This window comes from Kocuria turfanensis (assembly GCF_001580365.1).
GTDB classification, from domain to species: Bacteria; Actinomycetota; Actinomycetes; order Actinomycetales; family Micrococcaceae; genus Kocuria; species Kocuria turfanensis.
Map to the genome: position 1 here is coordinate 1,891,476 of NZ_CP014480.1, position 13,883 is coordinate 1,905,358.

Below are 13,883 nucleotides of genomic sequence, written 5' to 3' on the forward strand. Positions count from 1 at the left end.
CTCCTTCGAGCAGGCTCGGAAACGGCGTTCCGGGCGTCCCGGACACCCGGTGGCGGGACGGCCCGGGGGCCGGGCGCGGCGGGGCGGTCATCGGGGATCGCCCCCGCGGTGGTGGTCGGAGCCCAGCGACAGGCGGGCGTCACCGGCTCCCTCCAGGGTCAGCTCCAGTGCGCGGTCCGGAACCTCGAAGACGAGCTCGGTCAGCAGGACGTCGCCCTGCCGGACGGACGTCTCCGTGACGGAGGCCTGCAGGACCGGGGACTCGCCGCCGCCGAGGCGCTCCACCGCCCAGTCGTCCGCACGGAACCCGATCCCGCCCGGCTCCAGCGCGGTGAGCTCCAGCAGCACCCGCACCCGGTGGGTGCCGTCCTCGGCCGCCTGGTTTCCCGTGCCGGGGACCGTCTCGCCCACCGGCAGGACGCCGTTGATGCGCGCGAGCCCCCCGGCCACCGGGGCCACCGCACCGAGCGGAGTGCTCGGCACCTCGTCCTGCGCGAGCGCGACCCCGCCCAGGACACCGCCGAGCCCCAGCACAGCGACCGCCGGGAGCAGCCGGCGCCGGCGGGCCCGTCGGGCGGGACCGTCCTCACCGGCGGGACCGGCAGCGGAACCGACGGCAGTGGGCGTGGCTGAAGTGGTCATGCCAGCACGATGGAAAGCCGACCTTGGGAAAACGTTGCCCGCACGGAAACAAGTCGGGCCTTCTCCTCGGCGGCAGGAAGCACTCTCCCGGAATCCGGCAACAGCCGGGCCGACCCCCCTGTTTTGGGGGGGGTCGCACCCCCTCGAAGAGGGCTGATCCTTCTCCTCTCCCACCGACACACTGGTGTTCACTTCCGGGAAGGGGGACCCGTGGGAACAACAGGCCATGCGGGAAGCACAGGTGGGCAGGGCGTTCGGTTGCGCGCCCGTGTCCTGGGACCGCTCGAGGTACGCCGGGGGGAACGCACCTTGACGCCCAAGGAGCTCGGAGGGCCGAAGCAGCGGCAGATCCTGGAGGTCCTGCTGCTGCAGCTGGGCATGCCGGTGTCCAAGGACCGGCTGGTCGAGCTCCTCTGGGGGAACCGGCCGCCGGCCGCCGCCCTGCAGAACCTCGAGAGCTACGTGAGCGTGCTGCGCCGAGGCCTGCAGCCCGGAGCCGGCCGCAGCGGGCCGCTGCGCACCGCCAACGGCGGTTATGTGATGGACGAGTCGGCGGTGGACCTGGACGTGCACCGCTTCCAGCTGCTCGTGGAGCGGGCCCGCCGCGGCCCCGCTGCCCGGGCCTATCCGCTGTGGTGCGACGCGCTCGCACTGGCCACGGCCCCGCTGCTGGAGAACGAGCTGTGCTGCGAGTGGGTGGAGCGACAGCGGCAGCTGCACGCGGCGCAGGTGCTCGAGGCCCGCATCTCGGCGGCCGAGGCGGCGCTGGAGCTGGGCCGGCACCGGGAGGCGGTGCGGCACGCTCGCGACGTGCTCGGCGAGGACCCGCTGCACGAACGGTCCTGGACGGTCCTGGTGCTCGGGCTCGAGGCCGCCGGTCACCCGATCGAGGGCCTCCAGGCCTACGACCGGTGCCGTCAGGTTCTGGACCAGGAACTGGGATGCGCGCCCACCATCGTCCTGCGGGCGGCCTACGAACGCATGCTGCGCAGCACCGCCGCGACGGGCGGTGAGCTGGGACAGGCCCTGTCCGCCCTGCTGGTGCTCCACGGCCGGGGCGGGGACCCGGAGTGGTCGTCCGGCACGCAACCGCTCCTGGCGCGCGAGGAGGCGGCCAGCGTCCTCCGGGCCTTCCTGGGACGGTCCCTGAGCGCCGCCGCGTAGCGGACCACGTCATGCGGCCCCACACACCGAGGTGCTCCCGAACAAAACCCCTGGTCAACCCCCGAAGTGGGTACAGTGCACCCCTTGCCCCGCAGGATTCGCGATCGGCATACTACCGCTACGTAATGGAGGGGATGCCGGGGGGCTGGTCCGATATGGCCGACGGGCGTGATGAGGGGACTGCCACGCGCACCTCGATACTGGTGGTCGACGACCACACCACGTTCGCGGAGCTGCTGACCGGCGCGCTGAGCCACGAGCCGGATCTGCACAGCGTCGGCGTGGCCGACGACGTCGAGTCGAGCGTCCGCCTGTGCGCAGCGCTGCGGCCCGACGTCGTGGTCATGGACTACCACCTCTCCGGCGGAGACGGCATGACGGCCTCCGCGCGCATCCTGGCCGAGGCGCCGGCGACACGGATCGTCATGCTGACCGGGGATCCGTCCCAGCACCTGATGGAGACCGCGGCGGGCACGGGCATCTGCGCCTTCCTGCCCAAGGACGGCTCCCTCGCCACACTGCTGCAGCCCATCCGCAGCGCACGCCTCGGCACCATGATCGTCCACCCGTCCTTGCTCACCGCGGCCCACACCTGCCGCCGCGCCGATCGCACCGGGAACGCACCCGCACTGACCCAGCGCGAGATGGAGGTGCTGCGGCTCATGGCCCAGGGCCACAGCGTGGGCCAGAACGCGAAGCTGCTGAGCATCACGCCGAACACCTGCCGGGGGTACGTGAAGGCCATCCTCGCCAAGCTGGGCGCGCACTCCCAGCTCGAGGCGGTCGCCACGGCGTCCAGGCTGGGACTGCTGGGGGACGGCCGATGAGACGCACCCTGCCCCACGGGGGCGGCACCGCTCCGGAGGTCGAGACCCTGTTCCCGTCCTGGCCGGTCACCGCCTCGGAGTCCCTGTCCCGGCACTCCGAGGTGCGGGCGGCAATCGCGCGGTTCCTGCTCGCCGGCCTGGTGGTCCTGCTGGTGACCGCCGTGCCGGCGGCCTGGTGGATCCGGGTCGTCGCCGAGGAGCATGCCGTGGACCACGTCCTGCGCACCACCCAGAGGCTCACCAGCTACGCCGTCGCGCCCCTGATCACCGACGACCTCCTCTCCGGCGGGACGGCAGACGCGGCTCAGCTGGACCAGCGTCTGCGCCCCTGGCTCCAGGACGGCACCATTCACCGCATCAAGATCTGGGACGAGGACGGCACGATCCTCTACTCCGACGAGCGCTCTCTCGTCGGTCAGAACTTCGGGCCGCCGCCCTGGGACGCGGACCTGGTCGCCCAAGGTCAAGGGGTTGCCACCATCGAGCACCAGGAGGGGACGGAGAACACCCATGAGTCCCGCGCCGGCCAGCTGGTCGAGGTCTACGTCGGCTTCGTCCCCGCCAGCGGCGAGCAGCTGGTCTTCGAGGCCTACTACGACGACGCGATCGTGCGCGAGGAGGAGCGATCGGTACTCCTGGGCATGGCTCCCGCGCTGCTGCTGACCCTGGTGCTGTTCCAGCTGGCCCAGCTCGGTCCGGCAGTGCGTCTGGCCCGGCGGATCCAGGACCAGCGGGCGGCCCGGGCCCGGCTGCTCCAGCACGCCGTGGACGCGGCCGAGCTGGAGCGCGTCCGGGTCGCCCGGGACCTGCACGACGACGTGATCCAGGACCTCGCCGGACTCTCCTACGCCCTGGAGGCCCAGGAGATGCAGGCCGGCCCGGAGCAGCGCGGCGTGCTCGGCCGCACCCGCTCGATCCTGCAGGGCAGCCTGCGCACGCTGCGCGGGATCACCACGGCCCTCTACTCGCCCGACCTGCTGACCCTCGGCCTGCCGAAGGCCATGGCGAACCTGGCGGAGCCGCTCGTCCAGCGGGGGGTCGACACCGCCGTGCAGATCGATCCCGCCGTGTTCCTCACCCCGGAGCAGGAGGGCATGTTCCTGAAGGTGGCGCGGGAGGCGTTCGCGAACATCTCCAAGCACGCCCACGCGTCCACGGTCACCGTGCACCTCGGTGTGGTGCACGGGGCCACCGTGATGACCATCAGCGACGACGGCACCGGCTTCGACGACTCCGGCTCGTCGCCGGAGGGCCACCTCGGGCTGCGCATCATGCGGGACATCGCCGACGCCGCGGGGGCCGAGCTCTCGATCCGGTCCCGCCCGGGGGTGGGGACCACCGTGCTGACGACCCTGCCCCACGACGCCGTCACCGTACGGTTCTGACGGTCCCGTGCCGGCCCCGCCCGCCCCGGGGGCCCAGCAGGCTCCCGTGCCCGGCCGGCGGCGACGGCCGGCCCGCCGGGTCCGGCCGTCCGGGCCGGGGAGGCTCAGCCGGAAAGGCCCGCCGGCAGGTCGGCGGTCATGTCCTCGACGTAGCGGCGCACCTCGGTGCCGAACAGCTCGATGCTGCGGGTCATCCGGGCGTGGTCCAGGGTGCCCACGGCGTACTTCAGGTCGAAGCGGGCGGCGCCCAGCGCCGCCGAGGAGCGCACGATCTTGCGGGCCACGGTCTCGGGAGAGCCCACGAAGTAGGCGCCCTCCGGGCCGCACATCGCGTCGAACTCGGCGCGGGTCAGCGGGCCCCAGCCGCGCTCCCTGCCGATCCGGGCGTGCGTGTAGGCCTGGTGCGGGAAGAACTCCTCGCGGGCCTGCTCGTCGGTCTCCGCGACGTAGCCCGGGGAGTGGAAGGCCACCGGCTGCGGCTCCTTGCCGAAGTGCTCGAGGGCCTGGCGGTAGTAGTCCGCGAAGGGCGCGAAGGCGGCGGGGCTCCCGCCGATGATCGCGAAGATCACGGGCAGCCCGTAGTGGGCGGCGCGCACCACCGACTGGGGCGAGCCGCCCACGGCGATCCACGCCGGCAGCGACCCGGACTCGGTCTTGGGGTGGACCTCCAGCCCCCGGACGGGCGCGCGCAGCCGGCCCTCCCAGTCGATGACCCCCTCGGTGCGCAACCGGTCGAACAGCTGCAGCTTCTCCTCGAACAGCGCCTCGTACTGGTCGAGCGGATAGCCGAAGAGGGGGAAGGACTCGGTGAAGGACCCGCGCCCGAGGATGACCTCGGCGCGGCCGGAGGAGAGGGCGTCCACGGTGGCGAAGCGCTGGTAGACGCGCACCGGGTCGTCGGAGCTGAGCACGGTCACGGCCGAGCCCAGGCGGATCCGATCGGTCACCGTGGCGATGCCCGCCAGGACCGTCTCGGGCGAGGAGACCGCGAAGTCCTCCCGGTGGTGCTCGCCGATGCCGAAGAAGTCCAGCCCCACCCGGTCGGCCAGCGTGGCCTCGGCGACGACGTTGCGGATGACCTGGGCGCCGCTGAGCATCCGCCCGTCCGGGCCGGGATAGAGGTCGCCGAAGGTGTTGAGGCCGAGCTGGAGGGTCATGGCGGTGCTCCTGGTCGTGATTTTGTGGATGCATCCATAAAAGTCGCCGCCGGACCGTTCTATTCCGACGCTGTTCCGGCCGGTGCGTCCCGGTCCGCCGCCCCGGTCAGCGGGTGAGCCACTCCCAGGCGGTGTGCTTCTCGGGGCCCGGGACGCCGCTGACGATCCAGGCGATGTCGTCCGTGGAGAGCGGGAACGGCGGCGCCGCGTCCTGCTCGGCGGCGGGCTCGAGCTCGTCCACGTGCTCGAGGCTCCACAGCTCGGCGAACAGCTGCGTCGGCCCGCGCCGATCCACCAGCCGCTCGCGCACCTCCTCGGCGAGCTCGTCCAGGTGGTCCTGCAGGAACCCGGAGAGCTCCGCCGCAAAGCCGTCCGCGCCGGCCTCCGCCGGGTCGATCTCCCACGTCCGGCGCACCACCGCCAGGACCTCGTCCTCGCCCAGGGTGGCGCCCTCCCGGCGGGGGTCGGGGACCTCGGCCGGCACCGGCTCGCCGGCGGCCACGGCCAGGAACCGCTCCTGGAGGGCCAGCAGCGCGGCCACCGTCAGGAGGTCGTCCGCCCGGCGCCCCGACCCCGTGCCGGAGCGGCCCGGGGCGTCGTCGCCGGCCACCGCCTCGTCGTCGTCCCCGGCCGCAGGGGCGGCGAGGGCCTCCCAGGCGTGGCGCACCCAGGCCCAGACGCGCTCGGCGCCGGCGGAGCGGATCGAGGACGGACGCCAGCCGGCGGTGGCGGCGCGCCACCGCCCGTCGAGGGCGGGCTCCCCGGGGGCGGCCGCGGAGGGACCGGCGGGCTCGGCGGGCTCGGGGGCGGGATGGCTGAACACGTGCTGCTCCTGGGTCGGGCGGGCGCGGCGGTCGCGACTCCCGGCCCAGCCTAGGCCGCGGGCGGGTGCGCGGACGACACGCCCGCGCGGGACGGGCCCCGGTCCGCGGCGGACGGGACCCGGCCCGCACCCGCGGCTCTCGGTCTCGGCCGCCGCGACGAAGCGCCCGTCCCCGAGGACGCGGATCGCCGAGGCGTTGCCGATCCAGCGCACGTCCTCCAGCTCGTGACCGAGCTCGCGCAGCTGCGCGCCGGTGGGCGAGCCGGCGAGGCCGAGGTCGGCGCCCTCGGTCCCGTTGCGGGAGCTCAGCCGCGGAGCGGCCACGGCGTCGACCAGGGCGAGGTCCCGGTCGATGTGCCCGGTGAGGATCTGCGCCACGGTGGTGATGATCGTGGCCCCGCCGGGGGTGCCGACCGACATCCACGGCTCCCCGTCCCGCAGCACGATCGTCGGGCTCATCGACGAGCGGGGCCGTTTGCCCGGCCCCGGCAGGTTCGGATCCGGCACGCCCTCGGTCAGGGGCGCGAAGTTGAAGTCGGTCAGCTCGTTGTTGAGCAGGAACCCGTGCCCGGGGACCGTGATCCCGGAGCCGCCGGTCTGCTCGATGGTGAGGGTGTAGGAGACCACGTTGCCCCAGCGGTCGGCCACGTTGAGGTGGGTGGTCGAGACCCCGCCGACGGGCTCGGGCTGGCGGGCCTGCCCCGTCCCGCACGCGGCGTAGTCCCCGTCGGGCTCCCCGAAGGCGATGGGCCGGGGCTGGGCCGTCCCCTCCTCGAAGAGACAGGCGCGCTCGTCGGCGAACTCCTGGCTCGTCAGCTCCGCGACGGGCACGCCCGCCACGTCCCCGATCCACCGGTTGCGGTCGGCGAAGGCGGTGGCCGTGGCCTCCGAGAAGCGGTGCAGGTACTGGGTCTCGGGGACGTCCGCGAGGGCGGTGCCGGTCCGCTCGTCGTAGGCCTCCAGCAGGTTGAGGGTCTCGGCCACCGTGATCCCCCCGGAGCTGGGCAGGCCCATGCCGTAGACCTCCAGGCCGCGGTACTCGGTGGAGACCGGGTCCTTGAGCAGGGCCTCGTAGGAGCCGAGGTCCTCGCGGGTCATCTCCCCGGGCAGGACGGCCACGCCCTCGGCGGTGGTGGGCGCCCGGCTCTCGTCGACGATCGCCGCCCCGATCGACCCGTCGTAGAAGGCGCCGGTGCCCTCGTGCCGGATGGTGCGGTAGGTGCGGGCCAGGTCCGGGTTGCGGAACACGTCCCCGACCGCCGGCGCCTCGCCCTCGCGCAGGAAGAGCGCGGCCGTCGCGGGGAACTTCCGGAAGCGCTCGGCGTTGGCCGCCGTCTGCTCGGAGAAGTTCTCGTCCACCGTGAAGCCGCGGGCGGCGATCCGCTCGGCGGGTCGCAGCAGCCGGTGCAGGTCCATCGTGCCGAACTCCTCGGCGGCGGTCTCCCAGGTGGCCAGCGTCCCCGGCACGCCCACGGAGGCCCCGGAGCTGACCACGGTGGCGAAGTCCAGCGGCTCGCCGTCCTCGCCCAGGAACTCGTCCTCGGTGTAGGTGGCCGGAGCGGTCTCGCGCCCGTCGATCGTGCGGACCTCCCCGGTGGCGGCGTCGTAGTGCACGAAGAAGCCGCCGCCGCCGATGCCCGCGGAGTACGGCTCGGTGACGCCCAGGGTGGCGGCGGCGGCCACGGCGGCGTCCGCGGCGTTGCCGCCCCGCTCGAGGACGTCGATGCCCACCTGGCTCGCCAGCGGGTCCACCGAGGAGACCGCCCCGCCGCCGCCGGTCATGGTGGGGACCTTGGGCAGCTCCGCGGTGACGGGCGAGCCCCGGCCCTCGTGCTGCCGATCCTGGTGCGCGACGGCCGCGGAGCCGCCGAGAACGGTGCCGGAGACGCCGAGCGCTCCGGCCAGACCCAGTGCGAGGTACCTCAGGGATGCGCGCATGGGCTCATGCTGGCACCGGATCCCCGACCCCACCAGGGCTGATGCTCAGATGTCCGAGGGTTGCGCGGGGGCCTCCGCCGGCTGCGAGGCCGTCACCAGCCGGTGCACCACCGTCTCGGCGTCCGCCGAGGGGTTGCCGAAGCGGTGCATCGTGACGGCGACGGCCTGCTCGGCGAGCATCGGGAGCATCTCCACGCGGGAGGCGCCGACCACCGGATCCGCGAGCACGTCGATCTCGGGCCGCCCCGCCAGCGCCTCGGCCAGCCCGTGCGCGGTCCCGACCACCCGGATTCGCCCGGACCCGCTGGGGTCCGACCAGTCCGCGGCCACCCGGGCGAAGGCCTCGTCCCCGCACGGGTCCAGCACGGAGCGGAACAGCTCGCGCACCTCCCCCGGCACCTCGGCCGCCGGGACGAGGACCGCGCGGGAGCAGGAGCGCACGGCGGCCAGCCCCACCCGGATCACGTCCGTGAGCGGGGCGTCCTCCGCGGCGCGCACGACGACGTCGCGCGGGCGGTAGCGGAACAGGTTCGCCTCGCACGCCAGGCCGCTGGCGTCGTGGACGCGGCCGAACTCCCGCTCCCACCAGGCCTGGTCCTGCTCGGCGCAGGCGGTGAGCCAGGCCGCGTCGGCCTCCGGGACCAGGGGGCGCAGGGCCTCGAGGTGGTGGGCGATCGGCCCGGCGGGGCGCGCCCCGGTGCCGCTCTGCCCGGCCGGGACCTCCGCGAAGGGGGCCTTCTGCCAGGAGCCGAGCTGGACGAGGTAGTTGGGCCCGCCGGCCTTGGCGCCCAGCCCCACCGAGGACCTCTTCCAGCCGCCGAAGGGCTGACGCTGGACGATGGCGCCGGTGATGCCGCGGTTGACGTAGAGGTTGCCCGCCTCGACCAGGTCCACCCACGTGCTGATCTCCTCGGGGTCCAGGGAGTGCAGCCCGGCGGTGAGGCCGTAGTGCACGGCGTTCTGCAGCTCGAGCGCCTCGTGCAGGTCGGAGGCCTCCATGAGCCCCAGGACCGGGCCGAAGCACTCGGTGCGGTGGTAGAAGGAGCCCGGGGCCACCCCGGTCTTGATGCCGGGCCGCCACAGCCGCCCGGTGTCGTCGAGCTGCCGGGGTTCGAGCAGCCACTCCTCCCCCGGGTCGAGCCGGGTCAGGGCCCGGCGCAGCTTCCCGCCCGGCTCGTCGATGGTGGGGCCCACCGTGGCCTGCAGGTTCTGCGGCCAGTCCACCACCATCGAGGACGCGGCATCGAGCAGCTGGCGGCGGAACCGCGGGGAGCGGGCCACGCTGCCCACGAGGATCCCGAGGGAGGCCGCCGAGCACTTCTGCCCGGCGTGGCCGAAGGCGCTGGTGACGAGGTCCCACACCGCCCGGTCCCGGTCGGCGCTGGGGGTGATCACCATGGCGTTCTTGCCCGAGGTCTCGGCGGTGAGGGGGCGGCCCGGGCGCCAGGAGCCGAACAGCTGGGCCGTCTCGTAGGCGCCGGTGAGGACGATCCGGTCCACCCCGGGGTGGGAGACGAGCGCCTGCCCGACCTCCCCCTCCACGGAGTCCACGAGCTGCAGCACGTCCCGCGGCACCCCGGCCTCCCACAGGGCCTCCACCACGGCGGTCGAGCAGCGCCGGACCTCGGGGGCGGGCTTGTGCAGCACCGCGGCCCCGGCGGCCAGCGCCGCCACCGTGGAGCCGGTGGGGATGGCCAGCGGGAAGTTCCACGGCGGGGTGACCAGCACCAGCCGGTCGGGGACGAAGCGGGCGCCGTCGACGGTCTCGAGCTCGAGGGCCCGGCGGGCGTACCAGCGGCAGAAGTCGACCGCCTCGGAGACCTCCGGGTCGGACTGCCCGAGGGTCTTGCCCGCCTCCGCGCCGGCCACGGCGAGCAGGTGGGCGCGGCGGGCGGCCAGCACGTCGGCGGCCCGGTTGAGGATCTCCGCGCGCTCGCGGGCGCCGCGGGCGTGCCAGTCCTCGGCGGCGGCCCGGCCGGTGGCCACGAGCCGCTCCACGTCGGCCGCGTCCACCGGCCCGGGCACGGGCAGCTCCTCGTACCAGCGGCGGTCCGTGATCCGGGCGGCGATGCCCTCGGCCCACGCCTGGTTCGCCGGGACCGCGACGTCGGTGTCGGGCTCGTTGCGGAAGGCCTCGTCCAGCGGCAGGTGCTCGGAGCCGGCGCCGGGGGCGCTGCGGTCCTGGGCGCGGGCGGGCACCGGGTCGGCGTCCTGCCGCGGGTCCAGCGCCTCGAGCGCCGCGCGGAAGCGGCGCTCCTCCCGGGCGAAGACCTCGTTGTCCGGGGCCAGGTCGAAGATCCCCGACATGAAGTTCTCGTGCGAGGCGTTCTCCTCGAGCCGGCGCACGAGGTAGGACACCGCGACGTCGAACTCGGCGGGGCGCACGGCGGGCACGTAGAGCAGCAGCTCGCCGACGTCCGCGCTGACCGCCCGCGCCTGTTCCACGGCCATGCCCTGGAGCATCTCGAACTCGATCCGCTCCGTCACGCCGCGGCGCTGCGCGAGCAGGTGGGCGAAGGCGATGTCGAAGAGGTTGTGCCCGGCCACGCCGAGCCGCAGCCCGCTCATCCGCTCGGGGCGGAAGACCCAGTCCAGGACCCGCTTGTAGTTGGTGTCGGTGTCCTGCTTGGTGCCCCACGTGGCCAGGGGCCAGCCGTGCAGCTCGGCGTCCACCCGCTCCATGGGCAGGTTGGCGCCCTTGACCAGACGGACCTTGATCCCGGCGCCGCCGGCCGCGACCCGCTCGGCGGACCACGCGGAGAGCCGCCGGACCACCGCGAGCGCGTCCGGCAGGTAGGCCTGGACCACGATCCCGGCCTCGAGCCCGCGCAGCTCCGGGCGCTCGAGCAGCCGGGTGAACACCTCGGTGGTCAGGTGCAGGTCGGAGTAGACCTCCATGTCGAGGTTGATGAACTTGCTCCCGGCCGGGGCCTGGGCCGCCGCCCGGCAGACGGGCAGCAGCCGCTCGACCACCGCCGCCACGGTGCCCTCGAAGCCCCAGTGGGACAGCTGCGGCACCACCGAGGAGACCTTGAGGGACACGTAGTCGACGTCGTCGCGGTCCAGCAGCGCGGCGGCGTCGGCCAGGTGCTTGTCCGCCTCCTCCTGGCCGAGGACCTCTTCGCCCAGCAGGTTGATGTTGAGCCGGTGCCCCTGGGCGGTCAGCTTCCGCACGGCCTGCCCGAACGGCTTGGGCCGGGCGTCGACGATCATGTGGCCCACGAGCCGGCGCAGCCGGGCGCGCGCGGCGGGGACGACCACCTGCGGGGCCGTGGAGGCCATGGCGGCCCCGGCCCGGATCTGGGCGCGGTCCGCGGCCGGCATGGTGCGCGGGACGATCTCCGCGACGGAGCGCAGGGCCCGGGCCGCCGCGCGGACGTCCTCGGTGCGCACCACCCGGTCGACGAAGCCCACGGTGAACTCGAGCCCGTGGGGGTCCTGCAGGACGGTGGCGAGGCGGTCGGCGGCGCCGTCCCGGTGCTTCCGGCCGTCGGCGGCGCGGGTGAGCCACTCGCGGACCAGGGCGACGGCCTCGTCGGCCAGTGCGCGGGAGTCGGGAACGGACGGGGCGTCGGCGGACATGGCGGCACTCTCCTGGGAGCTCCGCCCGGCAGCGGTGCCGAGGCACTCCCTCGGCCACCGGCCGCATCCACCGGGCGTCACGGTGGCCGGTGAGACCACGCTACGGCTGCGGGACCGCCGGCGGAAGAGCCGCTGCGGAAGAGGCCGCGCGGTCCCTAGCGGCGCGCGTGCTCCAGGATGTCCGAGGCGAGCCGGCCCATGACCGCCTTGTGCGGGGCGAGCATGGCGTACCAGTAGGCGCGACCGGCGGCGCCCGCGGGCCGGAAGACCGTGGTCTGGCGGTAGAGGCAGCCACCGTCGGCGCGGGGTTCCAGGAAGATGTCCAGCCAGGCCTCCCCGGGCATCCGGACCAGGGCGCGCAGCCGCAGCCGCCGTGACGGCTCGAGGGCCTCGACCGTCCACCAGTCCAGGCGCTGCCCGGGCGCCAGCCGGTCCGGGTCCTCGCGGTGGCGCAGCCGCCCGGGTGGCAGGCCCAGGCGGTTGGCTGCGGCGCGGGCCGCCCAGAGGCGGTCGGTGCTGTACCAGCCGCGCTCCCCGCCGATGCCCTCGACGACCGACCACACCGCGTCCCGGTCGGCCGGGCTGGTGCGCTGCACCGTGTCGACGTAGAAGCCCTGCGTCCGTCCCATGCCCCTATCCAAGCACGCGGGCGCCGGGCCGGGGAGCGCGGGATCAGCGCACCGGGATCCCGAAGCGCGCGAGGTGCTCGAGCAGCCCGTCGGTGGTCGGCAGCGCCGAGAGCTCCTGCGGGGCGACCCACCGGACCTCGTCGGCGTCGTCGCCGGGGCGCAGCGTCCCGCCGAGGAAGGTGGCCGCGATGTCGTGCACCTCGTAGACCACGTCCCGCCCGCCGGGGACGCGCACCGCCCCGAGCTCGCGCTCGGCGCGCACCCGGGCGCCGGTCTCCTCCAAGGCCTCCCGGACGGCGGCCTCGGCCACCGTCTCACCGGGCTCCACCCGGCCGCCCGGCACGCTCCAGCGACCGCGCTGGGGGTCCGTGCCCCGGCGGATCAGCAGCAGCCGGCCGTCCGCGCCGACGACCACCGCCGCGGCGGCCCGCACGATGCGCATGTCCCGACCCTACCGGCGGCCGGTGCGGGCCGGCCGCTCTTTTACAGACGAATTCATTGAAATGCACGTCGTGCGGTCCTACCCTGGGAGCACCCCCCAGCGGGCCGGACTCGTCAGGATGCGAACGAGGAGGTGCCACCGTGACGTCGTCGATGCGGCGCTCCCGTGCCGCCGCCGTGCGCCTGGCGCTCCTCTCCGCGCTGACCGCCCTCGGCTGGCTCCTGATCGGAGCGACCTCGGCGAGCGCCGCGGAGGGGCCCGTGGGCGAGCTCGATCACCACCTCGGCGGCACGGTCCGCGACGTCCTGCAGCCGGCTCCCTCCGCGGAGTCCCCGGCTCCCGCGCCCGTGCCACCGGTCGAGCTCCGCACCGGCCCGCTCGTGGAGGAGGTCACCGGCACCGTCGGCGACCTGACACGGGCGGTCGAGGAACTCGCCGTCCCGCTCGCCGAGGCGGCGGACGACACCGTCGCCGCGGTGCCCGTGGTCGGCGAGATCGTGCCGCCCGGCACCGTGGGCGCCGCCACCCGGGAGACCACCGGACTGGTCGAGGACCTCACCGGCACGGTGGACGCAGTCGTCCGGCCCGTCACCGGGACCGTGGACGACGTGCTCGTCCGGGCCCCCGTCGTCGGGCAGGACCCCGTCGCCGTTCCCGGCCTTCCGCCTCTCGTGCCCGCTCCGGGGGTCACGCCCGTTCCGTCCGCCCCGCACACGGCTCCGCTCGACGCCGGGTCACCGGCCGAGGCGCCGGGGGCCCCGGCGCCTGCGGCCCCCGCCCCGTCGCGGGACGGGGTGCCGGAGGCTCCGGTGCCCGACGGCGCCGTCCCTGCTCCTGCAGACCGCGCGCCGGCCGCGCTCGCGGAGCGTGCCGCGCTGGCCGAGCCTGCCGAACGCCTGCGGGCGGAGACGGTGACCCCGGCAGCGTCCATCACCCCGCGGGCGGGTGTCGCCTCCCCCGCCGATCTCCTCCGCGCGCTGGTCGTTCCCCAGAGCGGCGGGGCCGTTGCGGCGGCCCCGGCTCCGGTCGACGCCGGTGTCCACACGGGCGCTCAAGGGGTCGGCACGACCGGGACGAGCTCCTCGTCCTCCGGCAGCGGCGGCACCGGCTCACCGTTCGGCGACGCCGGGGCCGGCGCCTGGCCCGGCATGCCCGGGGCGGCCTTCGTCCTGGACCTGACGGCCCGGTCGACGGCCGACGGCACCGAGCTGCCGCGCGGGGTCGCGGAGGACCTCCCCGCGCCCCCGGCGTTCGACCCCGGTTCCACACCTGATTGATGAGGACTGCCCTGCCC

Annotated in this window: 10 protein-coding genes; 4 read left to right on the forward strand and 6 right to left on the reverse strand. The window is 74.9% G+C overall.

What is annotated here, in order from left to right:
* Positions 1–87: 87 nt before the first annotated feature.
* Positions 88–642 carry a hypothetical protein gene (locus AYX06_RS08745; RefSeq protein WP_147017355.1) on the reverse strand — a complete coding sequence of 185 codons (555 nt, stop codon included), beginning with the start codon at positions 640–642 and terminating at the stop codon, positions 88–90.
* A gap of 309 nt (positions 643–951) precedes the next feature.
* Between AYX06_RS08745 and AYX06_RS08750 the strand changes: the two genes are divergently transcribed.
* The 3 genes from AYX06_RS08750 (at position 952) to AYX06_RS08760 (ending at position 4,018) form a co-directional block, all read left to right on the forward strand.
* Positions 952–1,806 carry an AfsR/SARP family transcriptional regulator gene (locus tag AYX06_RS08750; RefSeq protein WP_062735447.1) on the forward strand — a complete coding sequence of 285 codons (855 nt, stop codon included), beginning with the start codon at positions 952–954 and terminating at the stop codon, positions 1,804–1,806.
* Positions 1,807–2,009: 203 nt separating this feature from the next.
* A complete protein-coding gene (locus AYX06_RS08755) occupies positions 2,010–2,633 on the forward strand; it encodes a response regulator transcription factor (RefSeq protein WP_062735448.1) in 624 nt (207 codons plus the stop codon).
* Positions 2,630–4,018: a sensor histidine kinase gene (locus tag AYX06_RS08760; protein ID WP_062735449.1), complete on the forward strand. Its 1,389-nt coding sequence runs from the start codon at positions 2,630–2,632 to the stop codon at positions 4,016–4,018. Before AYX06_RS08755 ends, AYX06_RS08760 begins: the two co-directional genes overlap by 4 nt.
* Positions 4,019–4,122: 104 nt before the next feature.
* Here the strand turns inward: AYX06_RS08760 and AYX06_RS08765 are convergent, their stop codons facing one another.
* The 5 genes from AYX06_RS08765 to AYX06_RS08785 all read right to left on the reverse strand — a co-directional run bounded on the left by AYX06_RS08765 (position 4,123) and on the right by AYX06_RS08785 (position 12,589).
* Complete coding sequence (locus AYX06_RS08765) at positions 4,123–5,175, reverse strand: LLM class flavin-dependent oxidoreductase (protein ID WP_062735450.1); 1,053 nt, start codon at positions 5,173–5,175, stop codon at positions 4,123–4,125.
* Between the two features lie 106 nt (positions 5,176–5,281).
* Positions 5,282–7,936, reverse strand: a complete 2,655-nt coding sequence (ggt, locus tag AYX06_RS08770; protein WP_232319269.1) for a gamma-glutamyltransferase — start codon at positions 7,934–7,936, stop codon at positions 5,282–5,284.
* Positions 7,937–7,981: 45 nt separating this feature from the next.
* Positions 7,982–11,518: a proline dehydrogenase family protein gene (locus AYX06_RS08775; RefSeq protein WP_062735451.1), complete on the reverse strand. Its 3,537-nt coding sequence runs from the start codon at positions 11,516–11,518 to the stop codon at positions 7,982–7,984.
* A gap of 155 nt (positions 11,519–11,673) precedes the next feature.
* Entirely contained in the window at positions 11,674–12,147 is a 474-nt protein-coding gene (locus AYX06_RS08780; protein WP_062735452.1) for a DUF2867 domain-containing protein, read from the reverse strand.
* Positions 12,148–12,190: 43 nt separating this feature from the next.
* Positions 12,191–12,589, reverse strand: coding sequence for an NUDIX hydrolase (locus AYX06_RS08785; protein ID WP_062735453.1), 399 nt, complete (start codon positions 12,587–12,589; stop codon positions 12,191–12,193).
* 140 nt (positions 12,590–12,729) lie between these two features.
* On the opposite strand from AYX06_RS08785, the gene AYX06_RS08790 reads away from it, so the two are divergent.
* Complete coding sequence (locus AYX06_RS08790) at positions 12,730–13,866, forward strand: hypothetical protein (protein ID WP_147017349.1); 1,137 nt, start codon at positions 12,730–12,732, stop codon at positions 13,864–13,866.
* Positions 13,867–13,883 lie beyond the last annotated feature (17 nt).